Source organism: Demequina oxidasica (genome assembly GCF_000975115.1).
GTDB lineage: Bacteria > Actinomycetota > Actinomycetes > Actinomycetales > Demequinaceae > Demequina > Demequina oxidasica.
The window spans coordinates 1,263,196-1,283,270 of record NZ_BBRE01000001.1 but is presented as its reverse complement, the minus strand read 5'-3'; the positions used below and the strand labels follow the sequence as shown (position 1 = coordinate 1,283,270).

The following is a 20,075-nucleotide window of genomic DNA, read 5'->3' as shown; positions in this document are numbered from 1 at the left end:
TGCCCCAAATCTCCATCGCTTGCTGCTCGGTGAGGGTCGCGTCCGCCTGGACGTGACCCTCACCTACGCAGTCACTGGTCGCGATGCTCCGGCGTGCGCTTGCGGCGGACCACCAGTAGCACACCGCCGATGAGTACGAGTGCACCGCCCAGCCACGCAAAGCCCCAGTTGTCGAAGCCGGTCCCCGCCAGGTCGCCGCCTCCGTTGTCCGGCCCGGGAGTCGGCGGTAGGTCAAACTGGTTGACCGCTGTCACCGTGACTGTGGCATCGGCATCAATCTGCACCATCGCGCCCTCGTCCGCGTCACCGCCGCCAGGTTGGAATGTGGTCTGATCCGCACCGGCAGCATCCGTCTCCGTGACGGTGCACTCGGAGCCCGCAACGATGCCATCGATCGTCGTCGACAGCGGCTGGTCGCCCCCCAGAGTGATGTCCGCCGTGTAGGTGGTGGCGTCCGCAAGCACATCGCGCTCCAACACACACTCAATGTGGAAACTGAAGGGGCCATCGCCCAACGACTCCGCACCGTCACCGGTCACCTGCTTGATGATCTCAAGCGATCCCGCAGCGTAGGCGTTGACGAACTCCACTGTGTTGGTGACGTCTGGGTCATCGGGTGTCAGAACCACAGCAGCCGTCGCGCCCTCCGTCGTGTCTGGACCGACGTCCGCCGTTGTCACTGTGGTCGTGGTACCGACCGCGCCGCCGTTGGAAAGTTCCGTCACCGTGCAGTCGGACGTCGCGGGCAGTCCTTCAAAGAGCACAGTCTCGCCGGGCGAGAGCGCCACATCCATGGGACGTAGTTGACTGTAGCCCTCGGCGTAGACAGTCTTCTTGTGCAGCGTCCCGTCCCCGTACACGCACTGCACGCGAACCGGGAACGGCCCCAGATTCGGCGAGGACCCATCTGCCAACTGCACGTTGTCCGCGACCGTCTTGGTTACCTCTAAAGAGGCGAGTTGCTCGAAGTAGTTCGTGGCCGTCACCGTCACCACGGCATCCGCGCCAATGATCACGTGTGCCTCGGTGGGATCCCCTTGCGAGTTCGTGAACTCGACATAGTCCGCGCCCCCCACATCGGTCTCAGTGATGGCGCAGAGCGAACCGGCGACGATTCCGTCAATTGTCTGCGTCCACGGTTCTTCGGTGAGCGTTATGTCGCCCGAATACGTCGATCGAACCGGCAACGGCGTCAACAGGCTGCACTCGATGTGGAAGGTGAACGGACCCGCACCAAGGTCCTCAACGCCGGGACCGTCCCTGAGCTTCCGTAGCGTGAGTGAGCCCACGTCAAAGCTGTTTTCAAAGATGAAGTGGTTGGTCGTCCCGCCCAGAGGACCGTTCTCGGTCAAGGTGACCGATGCCACGGTGGCGTCGGTCGTGACGGTTTCATTGGCGTTAGTTGCGGTCGTCGTCGTGCTGTCCGCTCCCTTGGTGTCGGTCTCTGTCGCCGTGCAGGTACTCCCGCTCGGTAGACCCTCAAGGGTCCAAACTTCCTGGTTGGCGAGTTCCTTACGCATGGGGCTTGAGGTGTAACCCGTCGCCAGGACTTCCTTCACATACGGAGTGTTCTCACGGTAGATGCACTCCACCTCAACGGGGAACGTACCAAGGTCGGGAACGTTGCCGTCTGCGTCCTGCGCCGCCGGGTCCACGATTTTCTTCACGTCAAGAGAGACGAGGTCTTCGAAGTAGTTCAGCGCGTTGATGGTGATATTGGGATCCGGGTCGCCGATCGTCACCTCTACCTCAGTCTGCGCGTCGACACCATTGAGATACCAGGTGTCCGCTCCCCCGGCGTCAATTTCGGAGACCGTGCAAACGGAGCCAGTGACGATTCCGCTGATGCTGGTCGACAGCGGGTCACTGCCGCCTACACTCACCGTGCCGTCGTATGTGACGATGTCGGTAAGGGGGAAGGGTCGGTCGTACACGCAGTGTACAGAGAAGACGAACGGGCCGGCACCAAACTTCGTGGCTCCAGGGCCGGCAATAGTCTTGTCAATGGTAAGAGTGCCGAGCGCGTACTGATTGATGATCTCGACCGTATTAGTGGTGCCTGGGTCGTCGGGCGTCAGCGATATCGGCGTGGTTTGGCCGTCCTGTGTCGAGGAACCGTCTGCGGTGGTGGCAACCACCGTGGTGCTGTCTGCCCCTTGAGCCGTAATCTCAGTCACCGTACAGTCAGCGCCTGCGGGAAGGTTCTCTAGCGAGAGGACGTCGCTATCGCGTAGCAAGGCAGTCATAGGAACCGATGCACTGTAGCCGTCCGCGAAGACGGCCTCGCCGAGGTACTGGCATTGAACGAACACCAAGAATGGCCCCGCGTCCGCCGGGTCGGTCCAAGACGCGCCTCCGTCGCCGACCACGCTCTTAGACACGTCCAAAGACGCGTACTCGTAGTCATTGTCGAGTGTGACTTCACCGACAGGATCGGTGTCCCTGCCCACGATCGCCGTCTGGCTGGTGGAGCTCCACTGCCCGTTGTCGCCCTCTTCGATCTCGCACTCGGCGCCCCAAGGCAAATCGTTCACCGTCACTGGGGTGTTTGCCGTCAGCGTGTAATCCTCGCGGTAGACCTCGTCGCCCGCCGACGTGCATACCAACTGAACGTCGAATGTGGTCGGTGCGTACTGACCTGCGGCATCCCCGCTCACAGTCTTCTCAATGCTGATGGGTCCCGTGGCCAGGGCGACACCTACCTTGTTGCCCTCGGTGGGAAGTAGTTCGGTGTCTCCCTGAGCGACGCCCCCAGTTGCCACGCTGTTCCACGCAATTGTGTCGGGACCATCTGTGGGAGAAATAGCCGGCGCCACCGTACGAATATCGACCGTGACATACTCACCAGGCTCGAGAGGCGTCGACTGCGCGAACGTCACTTCAAGTTTGAGTCCGGTCAGCCCCACCAGGTCGGAACTCAGCTCTAGCTCAGTCCAGGAACCCGCCGGGCACGAGGAACTCAACGGAGTCAGGTCATCGGTGCACGGCTGCGCGTCGGTCGTTCCGTAGAGGGCGTACGTGCCCCCAGGACCCGCAACAGTCGGCAACTCATTCAGTAGCTCGGGAGTCCATGCGGAACCACGCTGGACGGGGTTGATCGCTCCGGTATCGCCCGGCGTCGGGAGTGTGTCTACCGCGACCAACTGCGTAATGTTGACGGTGCCCGTGTTCTCAAGGGCGAGGCGCCAGGTATCCGTGCCGCCAGGCTTAGTGATCGGCACACACGGCGGAGCGTAGAAGCCGTCAGGTCCTGGTACGCACGTGTAGTCGGCAACCGTCGACATTACGCCAAGTTCATCGTCATCAGACTTCACGAGCTTGCCGGAGCGGATTGCCGTGCCCGGGCTCAAGTTAATTGTCGTGTCATTGCTGCAGGAGTCCGCGGGAGGGTCCTGGGTTGCACCGCTGCACTCATCGAAAGGGCGGTCGCCTTCGACGGTTGCGGTGTTAGTGATGTCTCGGTCTGCTGGGAAGCCCGGTCGAACGATGAGGTTCATCGTGATCGTGTACGCCTGCCCTGGAGCCAACGCCGTATCCCCAGCAAACGAGAACTCGATCGTGGGCGGCATGTCATCGATGGCCTCGACCACCGTCACATCGGCGGGGTCGGTGGGTAGCGGTGCTCCCTCAGCAGGATCCGGGTCGGTGCCGGTCAAGGTGTAGCCGTAGGGGCTGACGCCGAGCGCAATGTCGTTGGGGTTGATCAGCAGGATCGAGCCATCGGCGTCGTACGGCAATGTGTCGGTGAAGACCGGGTTATAGATGGGAGTGGGGCCATCATTAGTGAACGTCATCGAATATGGGATGACGGAGCCGGGGCTCTGGGCTCCAGAGGGCGACTTTTCTACGGTGACCGATGTAGGAGAGTGCGCGTACAACACGGAGGCATCAACGGGATCTGAGTCCGCAGTGAGGGGAGTTCCTCCCACCTCCAGGAAAGAGGTAACCGTGCCGTCGATCGTGTTGACCGACACACCCGCATCTGCCTCATCCGGGGCGGCAAGATTCCCAGGCAAGTCAGTGGGCGGCTCGTCGCCCGTCAGCATGACATCCCGACGCTTCACAATTATCGGAATCGACTGATGGGGCTCCTCCGAGTTCTCCCATTGGGCTCCGTCGTCACGCGTATACGTGAGAACCAAACCCTGAACATCGGCGGCTTCTACTCCAGTCGGTAGTGCTGGGGCGGTATCAGCCACTCCAGGAATGGTGTCTTGGTTGGTGACAGTCAGAGCTCCCCCAAGGTCGCCCACAAAGGTGCCGTCCACGACCGCATCAACTTTGATGCGATCAATCGGCTGAGCAAAGTCAAAACTGGGATCGAAGCCCACGAACTCGTAAACATTCCAGAACGTTGGGTCTACGTCACGTATCTCCATCTGCGTGGCGCGAGCACCCTCGACGGGGAACCCGGTGAGCGTCATGACGAATTCGTCATTCGTGGGCTCGGTCTGCACGAATCCTGTGGGGTCCGGGGTGTCACTCGCGATGGGGGCAAAGCCCTTTTCGACCGTCATCCCGATCACAAATTCTGTGAGCCTCACAGCCGCGGACGCAGTATCGAAGGGAAGATCTGCCTGGCTCATCCCGTCATCATCAAGGTTCGCGCCTGCGAGGTTTGTCTCAATGTGGTCGATGTCATCATCGTCTACCGGCTCCGTCGTGCCACGCACCTCGGTACGCAGCTGCAGGTCAAAGACCACGGTGCCGGTACTGGCCGGCTCAATACGCCCGTCATACGTCACCTCGACGCCGATCGCATTGGCTAGATCCGACTTGGTCCACGCCAAGGCCGTGGCGATATCGCCCGTCAGTGGGATGGTGCCGCTTCGGAACACGGTCACTAGGGTCGTCGCGTCACCCACGCCGTCCACCGGTATGTCCAGGTCGGCAGAGTCGGGGGGCGTGATAGAAACAAAACCCGTGAGATTGAAATAGTCAAAAGGCGAACCGTTGGCGTCTGCACCCGTGCTGGTTTCGTCGAAGAAGGCTGCGGGATCCGCGATACGCATCGTGTCGGCGTACGCCAATGAGTCGTTCGTGGCCTCGAGCGTCACTCGGGTGCTGGGGTAGTCCTCCTCGTCCGTTCCGGTCGGCGGGATTCCCACGGGACCGCCCTGCCACGTCTTTGTTGCGGAGACATCGAACGGCACGTAGGTGATGACGATGTCGTCGAACTCGTACTGGCTAATGTCGTCACGGTCGGTGAAATCCGCGGTGGCATTCACCGTGTTGCGTACATCACCCGTTTCGTCGACCACGTTATAAACCTCGTCGGCGGTGACCGCGGTGGTGGGGTCTGAGCGCCGATAGTCACGAATCTGGAACGTGAGGTCTACCGGGCGGGTGTTGTCGATTGACCGTGCCACCCCAGAGCCGACGGGGGGTGAGAGCGGATCGGTATCGTCGACGCGGTTCGGACTCTCGATAAAGACAAGCCTGACCGCGAGAGTCGAGTCCTGCTCAGCCGCTGTGAGGGCGATCTCGGGCAGTTGCCCAGCGCACGCTGCCGGGGTCGTGCCACACGGACTATTCGAGGCCTCGACCCACGAAGTGCCGTTGAACAGTTGCACCGACTGAACCGCGTCATACGCGATGTACTGATCCGTGGCGGGGGTGATGGCGTTGACTCTCACCAGGTCAAACGCGTCATAGACGGAATCGGTGGTGTCTGAAGTCGGATTGGGGATGTCGGTAAGGGTGACCGAGTCCGCGTTGGAGTAGCCGCCGGTTGACCACAGAATGCGCGCGGTTGCCTCGTCGCGCGTTCGCGCACCAATGGTCTGGTCCTGCCACTGTTTGTCGACGATGTCTCCCACGCCGGGGCCGTCGGGATCGTCGGGGTCTACCACCAGTACCGAGTCACAGGCCTCGGCTCCGGGTGAGACTGCGGCACCGAGTGCGGACACGCTCGCACCGGAGCAATTCTCGATGGTTGCGGGGAACGCCACATTGGCAGTGGGATCAAAGTCCATGACGATGTTCGGCTGCACCGTGTCCCCGGGCTGGAAGCCGTTGGGCGCGGGGTTCGTAAAGACAAACTGCAGGCCACCGATGTCCTCAGGTGCGGGCGGAGCCTCGCCGGCGATGTCGTAGGACCAGGTCGTGGCGCCGTCAATGGGCCCGGCGAGCGGAACCCAGGCGTCGCCGTCCCAATAGTTCACCTGCAGGCTCGAGTCGGCCGGCACTACGGTGTCGCTAATCTCGGTGGGGTTGAACGCATCCCAGAAGTCACTTTGCTGAGGGGTGTCGTCAGTGTCACTTTGGGGCAGCGGGTCTTGGACCACGATGGTGTTCGCGTTCGATGTGGAGTAGGGCGACACAGGATTGTTGGGATCGCTGGGGAGCGGGGCAGGCCCCGAGGGCAGCTGTAGCACCACCCACTCGCCCGAGTAGCCCAGAATGGTGTTTGGGGTGATGGTCTTGTCCGTCACCGGGTCCACATGCGGAAGATATGCAAGGAAGCTGTCGGAAGCATCGTCCGTGCCTGTCGCGCCCGATGGCGCCGTGGCCGTACCGGTCACGGTATTGACTATCTCAGTCACCGCCGCCGGGTCGTCGGGGTCCGTACCCAGCGTGGGGACCACCGTGGCCTCTGCGCCGGGATCAATATCACCCGTGAAGTCGACGCTGAAGCGCACCACGGTGCCCGTGCCCGTTGGGTCGGGTGGCAGGTCTCCCTCGGCGAAGGAGTCCGTCTCGTCAGTGCCGTCAGCGTAGTAATAGGTAATGCTTGCGCCCGTGGCGCCGGCGGGCCACACCGGGGCAGAGGCAAACCCTTCGAAGGTCATCGCATCGGAAAACCCCGGGTCATACACACTCGCGCCGGACGCGACTGCGGGCTCCACCACTGATAGGTCCGTCACGGAATCGGTCCAGGTGTTCTGCGCCGTAATCGTGGCATCGGAGGTGCCGCCGTGCGCGACGTACTGCGGATCAAAAGTTTTGGTCGCGTCGACATCGGGCACGTTGCCGAGGATCGTGTACGTCGCGTCACCTGTATCTGACGCCATCATGCCGTCGCGCGAGACGTCGGACTGCACTGTGTTCGGCACCGTGATGTCGCCGTCGATGGTTCCCTGGTCGCGCTGCGTGACGTCGATGCTGACGATTGCCTCGCCGTCAGGGTCCGGACTAATTGTCCCAGTCGAGCTGGTAAAGGTGACGCGCACTCCGCGGACGTCATCGGGGTCTACCCCACCCGGAATCACCGCCGCGGGGCCGGGCGTGCCATTCACCCACCCTCCAGCGGTGTAGACGTCGACCTGCACCGTGTCTGCGCCAGCGGGAAACTGACTAATGGTAAGGGAGTCAAACGCCAAAGTATCGAAGGGATTCGGGGTGGCAGTCGGGTCCGCCGGCTCAGTCACGACCAACGAGTCGACGCCCGCATCGGAGGTGTTCAGCGCCGAGATGTCGATTGTGGTGGGCTCGCCCGCCGACGCGATCCCTGACTCTGGGCGGAAGGCCTTGGTGACGTCAGTATCCAGTGTGAGCGGCACGGTGGGGACCACTGTCGCGGTATCCGACGCAGGCGGGGTATTCGGATTGTCCGCGCTGAAGGTCGCGGTGTTCTCGATGTCCTGCGCGTCATCTTCGTAGCTGAGGTTGTCCGCAATCACATTGATAGTGACGGTTGCAGTCGAGCCGCCAATCATGCCTATTCCATCCACCGGATCCAAGAACGCACTGGTGAAGACCACGCTTACGTCGTTACCTGCCGGCTCGTAGAGGTAGTCGGAGTAATTGGTGACGAGCACGCTCGTGACCGAAAACTGGGCGGGCACCACATCGCTGACGGTGGCGTTGACACAACCGGATGGGGTAATCGATCCCGAATAGATGCAGCTGACCTGGATGGTGTACGAGAACGCGTCGCCTGGCTCGACAGTGTCCACCGACGCCGACTTGGTAATGAGCAGGCCTGCCTGCTCCTCCGCGGCGGCCGGTCCGGCGACTATGGCCAACCCGGTCATCGTCAACGCGGCGATAGCCGCTGCGCTCACCCATCGTCGAAACTTCGTCAACCGTGACCACGACCGCATCGACCGAACTCCCTTAGATTCTCGGCACCATTCTCGATGCCTGCTCGGATTTTACGCTATCTCGGGCAGGCCTAAAAGGAGTCGCAATCTGCCACACTGTTGGAATGAATCAGACTCTCCGTGTCCTCGTTCTCTCCGTCGTGAGCGTCGCCGCGCTCTCCGGGTGCATGCGCATGGAGATGAGCCTCGAACTCAGCGATCACGACACCGCGAGCGGCAGTTACGTGATGGCCATCAAGGAGGGCGCTGGCGAGCAGCTCGGCGCCACCAGTGACCAGGAGGCGGCGGACCAACTCTTTGGCGACTTGGGGGAGGGCATAGAAGGAGCCTCCGTCACCGAGTACAACGAGGACGGCTACATCGGCACCAAGGCGACCTTCGAAGACCAGAGCTTCGCGGCCCTGAACCTCGATTCCGATGACATGCGCATCAGCCGCGAAGGTGACGAATACGTGGTCGCTGGGACGTACGGCTCGAACGAGTCCGCGGACCTCGGCGAGCTTCCAGACGATGCTGTGGCCACCCTGGCCATCACGTTCCCCGGCAAGGTGGTGGAGACAAACGGCACCGTCGAGGGAAACACCGTGACGTGGGACCTGAAGCAGGACTCCGATGACCTCTACGCACGCGGCGCGGCTAGCCCCGACTCGGGCGTTCCGATCTGGCTGTGGCTCGCCATCGGGTTTGTCGCCCTGGTAGTCATCGCAGGTGTCGTCGTGCTCATTCTTGGATCACGCCGATCTCCCGGGTCCGCCGCATCTGCCCCGACGGCTGCACCGCTACCCCAGGGTCAGTCATTCCACCCGGAGGATCGCAGGCTCGATTAAGCCGGCCACCAGCATCGTCGGTTTGCGAGTGAGGCATACCCTCAACCCGCCGTATCCCAGCGTGTGTTCCGTCAGAATCCGCCGTCACCGTGTCACCCTTGGCGCGTGAAGATGCCCCTGCGCCTCGCGCTGGTCGCCGTCATAGGTGCGGCCACGCTAAGCGGCTGCATGCGCTTCACCGCCGATCTGCGACTAGAGCCGGACAACACCGTGGACGGCACCTACGTGGTGGCCGTGGAGAACGGTACGGGTAACGCCCTGGGAATCAGCGACGCTGAGGCGGCGCAGAACATGTACGACGATTCTGGCCTGGCCTCGCAATTGGCTCACTCGATGCAGCGCGTCTACAGGGACGACGGCTTTACCGGTGTGCAGGTCGAGTTTCGCGGTGAGAACCTGGCGAGATTCGCACCCACGGACGACCGTTTTGGGGTGATCCGTGAGGGTGACGAGTTCGTGGTGAGTGGCCCGTCCTCAGAGGTGTCCGAGGATGACGCCGAGTCCCTCAAGGGCGCCGACTTGCGTGTCTCGATCGAGTTCCCTGGGCCGGTGACCGAGTCGAACGGCACCGTGGAAGGCAACACAGTCACGTGGAACCTCGTGGGTGGGCCCGACGTTCTCACCGCCCGTGGCTCCGCGGTCCGCTCAAGTTCTCCCCTCGGTGCGATCCTCATGACCGTTCTGGTGCTGGGGTCCGCCGGCGCCGTGCTGCGGTCGCGGTTCCTCGCCACGAACGGGCCACACCGCAAGCAACCCGCCCGCCCCCGCCCCACAAGTGCAAGTCCTCAGCGCCCACCAAGTACGCCGGGCAAACAACGCAGGCCAGCTGCGGCGTCGGCTCCCCACCAGCCCCGTCCCGCTCCACCGCGCAAGTGAACGCGCCGCAACCCTGAGAGAACGGCCCATATGGGACAGTGGGGGCATGAAGACTTCGTTCCGGATCGCCGCGATCGCCACCTTGGTGGCGGCCGCGCTCACCGGATGTGTCCGGGTCCAGATCGACCTCACGCTCACGCCTGAGGACACGGTGGACGGCACCATGGTGCTCGCGCTTCAAGAGGGCATCGGCGAACTGCTAGACACGACCGATGCCGAGGCCGCGGAACAGCTCTTTGGCGAGACCACGGCCAGCTTTGACGGTGCCGTGGTGAACAAGTACGAGCAGGATGGCTATGTGGGCCAAAAGGTGAGTTTTGACGGGCAGCCAATAGGAAACTTCGCGCTCGACGCGGGTGACTTCACGATCTCGCGCGACGGCGAGAACTACGTCGTCAACGGGCCGGTTGACCCCAATATCGCGGCGGGCGGTGCCGACATCCCCGACTCCGCGCAGATGTGGCTCAGCGTGACGTTCCCCGGCGAGGTGACCGAGCACAACGGTTCCCGCGAGGGCCACACCGTGACGTGGGACCTCACCAATGCACCTGCAGAACTCCATGCGGTGGGCGGCGCGGAAGCGACGACGGACACCCCCAGTTGGCTCTTCACCGCGATCGGCATCGCACTGCTGCTCGGGGTCGCGATCGTATTGTTCTTCGCCATGCGCAACCGTGGGGCCGCAACCGCGCCCACCCGTGTCACGGTCTCGCAGCCCAAGCCCGTCGGGCCGCAGCCTTCAATCTCCACGCCTCCTGAGGAATCGAAAATTAAATGACGAGCACCCCAGCCAAGTTCCTCGCGATTGGTGTCCTCGCGGTCGTCACGCTCGCCGGGTGCGTGCGCATCGACTCCGACACCAGCATCGGATCGGACGACACGTTCTCGCAGCACGTGGTTGTCGCGTTTACCGACTCCGTTGCCACCCAAGTGAGTCAGCAGGCCGGCATCAATGTCCGCGAGCTCACCGGCAGCCTCGGAGATAGCGCGGAGCTCAAGGACCTCCAGGCAAGGTACCCGGATCAGGTGACTCTAGAAGACTACGAGGACGAGGACCTGCGCGGGGTCGAACTCACCATGACCGACCTGCCGCTCAGCGAGTTCAATGAGGCGGCCTCTCAGGTCACGGCAGGCTTTGGCGCGACCGCGAGCATCTCTCACGAGGGCGACTCCTTTGTGGTGCTGATGGCGGGGCCCGATCCGGCCGATGCTGAGGCGTCGCCTTCTCCTGGAGCTGGCGATGGCCCCTTGGGCGGCGTCGACCTCGGCTCCTTAGGACTCAGCGGTGGGAACATCGCCGCGCTGGGAAGCGCGATCGACTTCGAGGTCAGCTACACCTTTCCCGGGCTGGTGCGCGAGGCTAGTGCGGGCGACATTGACGGCAACACTGTCACCCTCGGCGCCGCAGACGTGCTCTCCGGTCGCGACATTCGCCTCGTGGGTGGTGACTCCACTCAGATTGACTGGTGGCCTTTCATTAAGTGGGCGCTGATCCTCACCGCGTTCACCTCGGTGATTGGCGGCGCTGCCCTCCTGGTTCGCCAAGACAAGCGGCGTCAGCGCTCCACTTCGCTTCCTCCGCCAGTCATGGGCGCCTCAGGTGACCGACCTCACGCCGAGGGCGACCCCACACCACGGTCCCCGCAGCAATAAAGGTGAGAGCATAAGTAGGTGCTGTCAACCTACTCCGAAATCCTGAAGATTCCAGGCGCGAAGGCCTTCGCCCTTGCGGGCCTACTCGCACGGCTGCCGATCTCGATGTTCAACATTTCGGTCATTCTGATGGTGCAAATTCAGTACGACAGCTACGAGATGGCCGGGCGCGTGGCCGCAATCGGCGTCCTGGTCTGGGCACTGCAGACCATCCCTACCGCACGACTTACGGACCGCTTTGGCCAGGCGGCCGTGATGTGGCCGCTGACTATCCTGCACGTCACCGGTGCCATCCTCGCGATCTGGACCGCGATGACTCACGGCCCCGAGTGGGCGTTGTGGATCGCGGTGGTGCTCGCCTCCCTTTCCGGCCCGCTCGGCTCGCTGACCCGTGCACGCTGGTCGCACATTCTGGAGTCCGATGACGACATTCACACGGCCTTCGCGCTCGAGGGCGTCCTGGACGAGATCCTGTTTATTGGTGGCCCAGCTGTGGCGACTATTCTCGCGACAGCGATCTACCCGCCGCTTGGCATCATCATCTCCGCCACTGCAATGGTGATCGGCATCGCCATTCTGCTGCCGCAACGTAGCACCCAGCCCCCTACGCGCAAGGAGACAGGCGGCGTGGGCCTGGGGTGGCGCGTCCCGCCGGCGATCATCGCTGTCACGCTGATCGCACTTGGCATCGGCACCATGTTTGGTTCCTTCGACATCTCTACGGTGGCGTTCTCCGACGAGCAGGGCCACAAGGCCTGGGCGGGGGTGCTGCTCGGCATCGTCTCCGCCGGATCGTTCGTGGGCGGCCTGTTCTACGGCTCCCGCCGATGGAAGACTCCGCTATGGAAGCGCACCGTGATTGGTGCACTCTTCCTCGGGCTCGGCTTCACCGCCATCAGCCTCTCGCCCAACCTGGTGGTCTTCGCCATCATCGGCTTCCTCGCGGGCGCGACAATCGCCCCCTCCCTCACCAATGCGGACACCGTGGTGCAACGCGTCGTCAAGCGCGACCAAATCACGGAGGGCATGGCCTGGGTGCGGATCGGAATGGGCGCCGGTGTCGCGCTCGGCGCGTGGATTGCCGGGGTATTGATTGAGCGAGGGGGAGCTCACGCGGGGCTCTACACCTCGGCGGGCGCGGGTCTCGCGGCGTTCGGCATCGCCGTCCTGACCATCCCCATGTTGCGCAACGGCACTGAGCGTCTCGACAACGATCCCAAGGCGGAGGACGCCCCCGCGCCCAACGAGGTGCACGAGCTCGACGAGTACGTCGAGCAGCCTCCCTTGGGCCCCAAGCTGTAGATAATCCCGTCAGCACCTCCCCGCCCAGACGAACGTCCCGGATCCGGGCGCGGCCGCGTCCCTCAGCAATACCGTAGCCGGGTTCGGATATCGGGCACCGGCACCAAAGAAGTCACGCCGCTAGCCTAGGCTCGGCTACATGGATCAGTACCGCGTCAACGCGCTTGTCACAGTGTTTGCCACCGGCGCACTCATCCCCCTCGCGATGCTGCCGATCCTCGCGCGCGTGGTGCGACGCTACGGACGCCTGCGCGGATGGCCCATGATTTCCGCACTGGGACTGCTGGGTTCGGCGGTCGCGCTGGGTGCCTTCACGGTGTTCCCGATGCCACGGCCGAGTTCCGTCGAGTGCCCCTCGCCCAACCTGCGCGACTACTGGCAGACGGACCTGTTCGCCTCGATCAAGCCCATCGCCAGCCAGGCGGCGGTGATCGGCTGGGAGGCCACCAGCACCTCCGCAATATTCCTCCAAGTCGCGTTCAACGTGCTGCTCTTTGTCCCGTTCGCCTTTTTCCTGCATCAGGTCACCCGGTGGAACGGGTTCGGCGTCATCTTCGCCGCGTTCCTGGCCTCGGGGCTCATCGAGGCGACTCAGGGCACGGGGTTCTGGGGAATCTACCCCTGCCCGTACCGCCTGCTCGACGTCGACGATGTCGTGGCCAACACCATCGGCGGCGTGGTGGGCGTGGTCATCTCATATATCGCCATCAGCATCCTGCCGTTCACCACGCCTAGGAAGGTCCCGGACCTGGCCCCGCCGTCACTGGGACGACGAACCCTGGCCGGGTTCATCGACCTCGCGCTGATCGCGGTGCTCGCAGTGGCCGCGCAGGGCGTCCAGGCTTTCTTCGTCGCACTGAACGACGGGCGCGAGGCGGCGGAGGACCTGCTCGCCTCCGGCAAGATCCCCCTCGTCATTGTGCTGGTCGCGGCGCTCGCGATCGCGTGGTTGTTCCCGGCACTGCGCCGCGACAGGGCCACACCAGGCCAGGTCACCGTCAACATCGCGCCCGCGCGACTCAACTCACCCCGACGCCATGCCGCGCTGTGGCAGGTCACCGTGAGATTTGCGGTGCGATGGCTGCCGATGGCGCTCCTGCCGTTTATCTACGTCTTCGTAGTGCCCATGATCGAGTTCGCGTGCGCGGTGGTGCGACGCGACAACCGGACCGTGTCCGAGCTAGCCTCGGTCACCCTCACCCGCACCCGGCCCGCAATCCGGGCGGACCAGCACATGGCCGCGTCCGAAACCCAGGTGCTGCCTCGCATCGAGTAACGGGCATGTGGGGGCCATGACATGAGCGAGCACGAGGTTGAGCTGACTGGCGGCAACGTCAACGGTGCAGTGGTGCGCGTGGGCGATACCGTGCGCCGCGCGGCCAGCCCGCAGAGCGCCACCGTACAGCGACTGTTGACTCACGTCCGCGAGCGCGGCGTGACCTGGGTGCCCGAGCCACTCGGATTCGACGGCCGGGGCCGCGAGGTGCTGGGCTTCATCGAGGGCGAGGTTGCCGGCGGCGAGGCCGACTTCCGGGGCGATGCCGCGGTCCTCACCTCCGTCGCGCGGGCCCTGCGGCAATGGCACGATGCCACAGCCAGCTTTCCGCGCAGGGCCACCGATGTATGGATCGAGCACGATCCCGTACCCGCCGCCACGTTCATGGCTGCGTATGGAGAGGTCCCGCTGACCTCCGTCCTACACGTGACTGGTGCACGGCTCGAATCCATGGCCCGCTGGTGCACACACCAGGACTCACCTGACCACCAGGCATGGGGACACATGTACACAGCGCACGCTCGCTGGATGGGTACCATCGCGACCCCCAATGCCCCATAGGCTGGCGGCATGACTGCTCGCATCGCTCTCGTGACCACCGTCGACCTGCCCGTTCCCGATGCCGACGAGACCATGCTGCTTCCCCACCTTCCCGAGGCGGAACTGGTGTGCTGGGACGACCCGGAGGTGGACTGGGCCGCGTATGACGCCGTCATCCTGCGCTCGACATGGAATTATCACGACAACCTAGACGCGTTCCTGCTGTGGGCAGAGCGCGTCTCTCGAGTTTCCACGTTGCACAACCCGCTCCAGACCATCCAGTGGAACACGGATAAGCGCTACCTTGCGGACCTCGCGGCACGCGGATTCCCGGTAGTCCCCACGACCTTCGTAGACCCGGGCCAGGCGATTCCCGATGACGTGGTGGTGCCCCTCGACGGCCACCTAGTGGTCAAGCCGTCTGTGGGGGCCGGTTCCAACGGGGCCAAGCTCTTTGACGGGGACGAGGCCGCGGCCCGCGCACACATTGACGCGCTTCATGCCAGCGGCAAGACGGCCATGATCCAGCCGTACCTCGCCCAGATCGACGAGGTGGGCGAGACGGCATTGATGTACGTGGGTGGTGAGTTCTCTCACGCCGCGCGCAAGGCGGCAATCCTGTCGCGAGACATGTCGTGGGAGACCGGAATCTATGCCGACGAGAAGGTGGTGGGTACGCACGCCTCAACCGCCGAACGCGAACTCGGGGACGCCATCGTCGCGTCGCTGCCAGCGCTCGCCTACACGCGAGTCGACCTGTTGCCAACCCCGGACGGCCCGGTAGTGCTCGAACTCGAGCTGACCGAGCCCAGCTTGTTCTTGGGGCTGAGCGAGGGTGCTCCGGAGCGCGCCGCCGCGGCCTTCCGCGCGTTGCTTTCCTAGTCGATCAGGCGGAAGTCCACCCGCGTCTGGTGGATCAGGTGGCCGTCCATGATCTCCTTGCGCTGCACCGCGGAGCGCGTCCACCCCTGGCGCTGGAAGAACGTGAAGGCGGGCTCGTTGCCGTCGACGACCCAGGCCCGAACCTCGTCGCACTCGTTAGCCAGTAGCCGCTTGATGGCGACTCGCATGAGTTTGCGCCCAATCCCCTCGCGCCAATGCAACGACGACACATACAACACTGCCAACTCGCCGATGCGCCGAGGGCCGGGCCCCTCGGCGTCGACCTCTCCGTCGGGACCTACTCCGTCGGAAACAACCGCGGCGGGCGCGGCGATGGCCCGGCGAGCCCCGGCATCGGCGGCTGGCTTGTTGTCTTTCGGCACGCCCGCGTTGGCGAAGCCAACGATGACGCCCTGAAACTCGGCGACTAGCCGTACGGCTCCTGGTGGGGTGGGAGCGGAGAGGGCGGCGGCGAGCTGCTTGTGCCGCTCGCCCACGGAGATCCCTGCAAGGAGCTCGGCCGGCATAAGGTCCTCGTACGCGGCCAGCCACGAGTCGACCAACACCTCGGCAATCCCCCGAGCATCGGCCGCCGAGGCGTCGCGTATGACCACTCTGGGGCGTCTAAACAAGTTCATAGTCCCAGGGTACGGCGCGGTTGCTTGACCGGCACGGCGCCGTGCCAGCACTCTAGGAGGTACACGGACTCAGCCGTGTGGATCGCCGACTGTTGCGTCAAGTGCGACACAAGCCAAGGGACCGACATGATCCACCTCAACATCGAGGTATCCGAGGAGCCTCCGCAGATCGTCATGGTCGAGCGCATCTCCTACCCGCTGGACAAAGTGTGGCTGGCTCACACAGAGGCCCTCTACCTCAAGGAATGGTGGGCACCCACCGGCTATGAGAACACTTGGGTGGACACCAACCCTGAGGCGGGCGGCACCTGGCGTGTGGTGCAGCGGGACCCTGAGGGCAACGAGTTCAGCTTCTACGGTCACTACACCGAGGTCGAGCGCCATGAACTCATTGTGCAGTCGCGCACCTCGGAGATCTTTCCCGATGCGGGGATACAAATCCGGCTTGAGTTCTCCGAGATCCCCGGTGGCACGCAGGTCGTCACCACCCAAGATTTCTTAACCAATCGCAACTTACAGGGCTACTTGCAGTTGGGTGGCCTCGAGCGCGAACGGGAGGCCAGCGCGGGCCTCGACGCGCTACTCCGCCAGATGATGCCTCGCGACGAACGCAAGTAGCCAGGCGCAACCGAGGTAGGGTCAGCGCATGAACGAGACCACCCGCGCGAGCGAGTACGTAGGCATCTACGATGCCGACGGCGGCGTGCGTGGAGAACTCACCTACGTGGTGGGCCACCTCATCGGAACCAAGCACTGTGCGCTGTGCGACATCACTCACTCGCCCATTCGCCGCAAGCCGGAGTGGAAGGCGATGGTCGCACGCTTGGGCGTGCCGTTCCGCCTGCTTCACCGCAACGAGATGCCTCCTGACGTCGCGGCTGCGGCCTCCGGGCGTGAACTCGCATTGGTTCTTGCCAAGGTTGACGGCACATGGGTCGAGGCTTTGACGTCGCGGGACCTGGACGCCGTCTATGGGGACATTCCAGCGCTGGAGGCCGCGCTTCGTGCGAGAATAGGCCCCGCTGTTTGATCGCTGGCAACGGGACCTAGTGCCCACCGCCGCCGTGTCATCGCTTGTAGAATTGATCAGTACCCCGGCACATCCGCCGAATACCTGCGCGCACCGCTACCCGCGACTAGCCCGCAACTTCCCCCAGCCGCGCAACCCGCGTCACTGGCCAGAGAGGCTCGCTCAATGAAGTCGCACGACCCCGCGTCCGATTCCGGCTTCCCCGCCATCTTGCCCCGCCATCGCGTCGAGACTCCCGAGGCGTACGAGACCTGGCGCGAATATGCGTTCTCTGTGGAACCGGAGGCAGAAGAGCACGGCCTCCGCAATTAAAGATGCGGAGTGAGCCGGGCCCGACGCTCTAGCGAACCGACACTGGAGCCGTCTCAACCCGAGTGCCAAAGCCCAGAATCACCGGCTTGGCTGCGGCTATCGCTTCCTTGACGTGGTCAAGCTCCAATGACGCCGCGTGCGCCTCCTTGGTCTCCCACACTTCGGTGACCCAGACCAGACTCGGGTCCTCGGCATCGGCCGCGACGACGTAGCTCAGGCACCCCGGAAGGTCCGCCGACGCGTCCGCGAGCGCGCTGAGGAGCACGCCCCTGTTTTCCGGCAGTACCAACATGCTTCCCACTAGCCCGTACATGAATGCCTCCGTCGTAGATGTGAAACGCTGCCTCCACGATAGCGAGCGCTGGAACTGGGGTTGGCCGCGCGCCGCAGCCAAGTGCCACACTGGAGGTATGACTGTGCCTGCCTCGCCCCGACCCAATCCGCTCACCGTTCCCACGCTGGACGCGTTGAAGGCGCGCACCAGCGCCAAGTGGGGGCGCTTTGAGCCGGACGTGCTGCCGCTCTACGTGGCGGAAATGGACGTCGAGTTCGCGCCCCCCGTTCGCGACGCCCTCGCTAGGGCCGTCGCCACCGGGGACGTGGGCTACCGCACCGGCACCGCGTACGAGGAGTCACTCGTGAGCTTCGCCGCCGAGCGCTGGGACTGGCCCACGCTGGCGGTCGAACACATCGTCGCTGTGCCGGACGTCATCACCGGCTACACGGACGCCATCACGCTGGTGACCGACCCGGGCGACGCTGTAATCATCAACCCGCCCGCGTACCCGCCGTTCTTCTCGTTCGTCAAGGGTGCCGGTCGCCGCATCGAGGAGTCCCGGCTGGGCGCGGACTTCCGGATCGACCTCGAGTCGCTGGAGGCCGCCTTTCAGCGCGCCACCACCGGCGGGCGTCCGGCCGCCTACTTGCTGTGCAACCCGCACAACCCCACGGGCACACTGCACACGCGCGCGGAGCTCGAGGCCGTCGCAGCTCTCGCGGCTCGCTACGGCGTGCGGGTGGTCGCCGACGAGATCCACGCACCGTTGGTCTACACCGACGCTTCCTATACGCCGTACTTGTCCGTTGCCGGCGAGCGGGCCGATGCCTTCTCGCTGATGTCCGCCTCCAAGGCCTGGAACCTCGCGGGGGTGCCGGCTGCACTGCTGATCGCAGGCACCGACTCGACCGCGGACCTAGCTCGCTACACGTCGGTCCCGCGCCACGGTCCCAGCCAGCTGGGCGCGCTCGCCCAGACCGCGGCCTACACGCAAGGCGGGCAGTGGCTCGACGACCTGGTCGCGGGACTGGACGCGAACCGCCACCTCCTTGGCGCGCTGCTCGCGGAGAAGCTTCCCAAGGCGGGTTACACGTGGCCGGAGGCGACCTACCTTTCTTGGGTCGACCTCAGCGCTTACGACCTAGGCGGGGAGGACCCGTCGGAGTTCCTGCATCGCGAGGCCCGCGTCATGCTCAACTCTGGGCCTACGTTCGGCACGGGGGGTGAGGGCCACGTGCGCATCAACTTCGCGACGTCGCCGGCCATCCTGACCGAGGCAATCAACCGCATCGCTCACGTCATGGGGTAGGAGACGCTGCCTACCGACGCCGCTTGGTGCGTCCCTTCACGCGCCTCAGGGCGGCGTTGATGCGCAGAGGCGCCGTCGTCAAGATTGCGAGAGTGGCGCGCTCGCACGCGTCTCGCTGATGGTCGTACGCCTCGCGCAGGTCCTCTACGTCATCGTCCGCGAGCGCAGGAGCGATCGAGTAGCCGTCCTCCCACAGGTCGACTAGGCGAGGGTCGACGTACGAGGCGCGCGCCACCGCCGGCGTGTTGCCCAGTACCTCGGAGACCCGACGCATGACGGAGGCGACCTCACGCGTGCGCTTGGTGGCGCTCAGGTCCGCGGCGGCGGGTAGTTCCGCGAGTGCTGTCGCGGCCAGCACAGTCCCATGCCAGGTCCGGAAGTCCTTGGCTGACATGTGCCCGCCCACCACCTCCTGCACGTACTCGTTGATGTCGCCGCTGGTGATGTCCCTCCACGTGGCGGGAGACGTGGACTCACGCCACGCGAGGAGCTCGGGGTCGTCGTCGCCGCGGCGTTTGAGAGTCGAGATTGCCTCGGCACACGCATCGTCGCGGAGTACCAGGGTGCGCTGCTTGCCGGACTTCGCGACGTAGTCGAACGTGATCCCGTCGCCACCCACGGTGACGTGATCCCGTCGCAGGGTCGCAAGGCCGTAGGAGCCGTTGTCCAGCGCGTAGGTCTCACCTCCTACTCGGAAGAGCCCAATGTCCAGGAGCCGGAACGCCACGGCCAAGACATGCCGACGCGACATATCAGCGAGTGTGAGGTCGTGACTCACCGCGTCGCGGGCGGCCGGCAGGGCGTGCGCCGTCTCAAGAACGCGCTGATGCTTCTCACGATCGCGGGCCTCACGCCATGCGGGGTGATAAAGGTACTGACGCCGTCCCGCGTCATCGGTCCCCATGGCCTGCAGGTGACCGTTGGGCCACGGGCAGATCCATACATCTGTCCACGCGGGAGGAATCACTAGCTCCCTGCAGCGAGCGATCACCGTCGCATCGGAAATCCGCGAACCCGTTTCATCGAGGAAAACCCAACCACGGCCTGCACGACGACGCGCCAGACCAGGAGACGAGGGGCGCGAGCGCCGTAAGCGTGCCATAACTCA

General features: G+C 64.2%; 16 protein-coding genes. 12 read left to right on the top strand and 4 right to left on the bottom strand.

What is annotated here, in order from left to right:
- Positions 1 to 71 precede the first annotated feature (71 nt).
- Positions 72 to 8,006: a DUF5979 domain-containing protein gene (locus tag AOP77_RS05865; protein ID WP_160300056.1), complete on the bottom strand. Its 7,935-nt coding sequence runs from the start codon at positions 8,004 to 8,006 to the stop codon at positions 72 to 74.
- Between the two features lie 143 nt (positions 8,007 to 8,149).
- Here AOP77_RS05865 and AOP77_RS05860 point away from each other — a divergent pair, with 143 nt between their 5' ends.
- From AOP77_RS05860 to AOP77_RS05825, 8 genes are all read left to right on the top strand, one after another.
- Entirely contained in the window at positions 8,150 to 8,872 is a 723-nt protein-coding gene (locus tag AOP77_RS05860) for an LppM family (lipo)protein (protein ID WP_062210568.1), read from the top strand.
- Positions 8,873 to 8,983: 111 nt separating this feature from the next.
- Positions 8,984 to 9,748, top strand: a complete 765-nt coding sequence (locus AOP77_RS05855) for an LppM family (lipo)protein (protein WP_062210564.1) — start codon at positions 8,984 to 8,986, stop codon at positions 9,746 to 9,748.
- Between the two features lie 46 nt (positions 9,749 to 9,794).
- Positions 9,795 to 10,526: an LppM family (lipo)protein gene (locus AOP77_RS05850; protein WP_062210562.1), complete on the top strand. Its 732-nt coding sequence runs from the start codon at positions 9,795 to 9,797 to the stop codon at positions 10,524 to 10,526.
- Positions 10,523 to 11,401: an LppM family (lipo)protein gene (locus AOP77_RS05845; RefSeq protein ID WP_062210559.1), complete on the top strand. Its 879-nt coding sequence runs from the start codon at positions 10,523 to 10,525 to the stop codon at positions 11,399 to 11,401. The genes AOP77_RS05850 and AOP77_RS05845 overlap by 4 nt, the downstream gene beginning before the upstream one ends.
- A gap of 18 nt (positions 11,402 to 11,419) precedes the next feature.
- The gene (locus tag AOP77_RS05840; RefSeq protein ID WP_062210554.1) at positions 11,420 to 12,703 is read left to right on the top strand and encodes an MFS transporter; all 1,284 of its coding nucleotides are present in this window, start codon (positions 11,420 to 11,422) and stop codon (positions 12,701 to 12,703) included.
- Positions 12,704 to 12,842: 139 nt separating this feature from the next.
- Positions 12,843 to 13,979, top strand: coding sequence for a VanZ family protein (locus tag AOP77_RS05835; protein ID WP_062210551.1), 1,137 nt, complete (start codon positions 12,843 to 12,845; stop codon positions 13,977 to 13,979).
- A 21-nt stretch (positions 13,980 to 14,000) separates the two neighbouring features.
- Positions 14,001 to 14,540, top strand: a complete 540-nt coding sequence (locus AOP77_RS05830; protein WP_062210548.1) for a phosphotransferase — start codon at positions 14,001 to 14,003, stop codon at positions 14,538 to 14,540.
- A gap of 9 nt (positions 14,541 to 14,549) precedes the next feature.
- Positions 14,550 to 15,401 carry an ATP-grasp domain-containing protein gene (locus AOP77_RS05825; protein WP_062210545.1) on the top strand — a complete coding sequence of 284 codons (852 nt, stop codon included), beginning with the start codon at positions 14,550 to 14,552 and terminating at the stop codon, positions 15,399 to 15,401.
- On the opposite strand, the gene AOP77_RS05820 is transcribed toward AOP77_RS05825, so the two are convergent.
- Complete coding sequence (locus AOP77_RS05820) at positions 15,398 to 16,039, bottom strand: GNAT family N-acetyltransferase (RefSeq protein ID WP_084622351.1); 642 nt, start codon at positions 16,037 to 16,039, stop codon at positions 15,398 to 15,400. The two genes, AOP77_RS05825 and AOP77_RS05820, sit on opposite strands and share 4 nt — an antisense overlap.
- Before the next feature lie 126 nt (positions 16,040 to 16,165).
- On the opposite strand from AOP77_RS05820, the gene AOP77_RS05815 reads away from it, so the two are divergent.
- The 3 genes from AOP77_RS05815 (at position 16,166) to AOP77_RS12350 (ending at position 17,381) form a co-directional block, all read left to right on the top strand.
- A complete protein-coding gene (locus AOP77_RS05815) occupies positions 16,166 to 16,657 on the top strand; it encodes an SRPBCC family protein (RefSeq protein WP_062210540.1) in 492 nt (163 codons plus the stop codon).
- A gap of 28 nt (positions 16,658 to 16,685) precedes the next feature.
- Complete coding sequence (locus AOP77_RS05810) at positions 16,686 to 17,069, top strand: hypothetical protein (RefSeq protein ID WP_062210537.1); 384 nt, start codon at positions 16,686 to 16,688, stop codon at positions 17,067 to 17,069.
- Positions 17,070 to 17,234: 165 nt separating this feature from the next.
- Positions 17,235 to 17,381, top strand: coding sequence for a hypothetical protein (locus tag AOP77_RS12350; protein ID WP_160300055.1), 147 nt, complete (start codon positions 17,235 to 17,237; stop codon positions 17,379 to 17,381).
- Between the two features lie 28 nt (positions 17,382 to 17,409).
- Here the strand turns inward: AOP77_RS12350 and AOP77_RS05805 are convergent, their stop codons facing one another.
- Positions 17,410 to 17,694, bottom strand: a complete 285-nt coding sequence (locus AOP77_RS05805; protein WP_062210534.1) for a putative quinol monooxygenase — start codon at positions 17,692 to 17,694, stop codon at positions 17,410 to 17,412.
- A gap of 97 nt (positions 17,695 to 17,791) precedes the next feature.
- Here AOP77_RS05805 and AOP77_RS05800 point away from each other — a divergent pair, with 97 nt between their 5' ends.
- Complete coding sequence (locus AOP77_RS05800; RefSeq protein WP_062210531.1) at positions 17,792 to 18,967, top strand: MalY/PatB family protein; 1,176 nt, start codon at positions 17,792 to 17,794, stop codon at positions 18,965 to 18,967.
- A gap of 10 nt (positions 18,968 to 18,977) precedes the next feature.
- Here the strand turns inward: AOP77_RS05800 and AOP77_RS05795 are convergent, their stop codons facing one another.
- Positions 18,978 to 20,069, bottom strand: coding sequence for a DNA topoisomerase IB (locus tag AOP77_RS05795; RefSeq protein ID WP_062210529.1), 1,092 nt, complete (start codon positions 20,067 to 20,069; stop codon positions 18,978 to 18,980).
- Positions 20,070 to 20,075 lie beyond the last annotated feature (6 nt).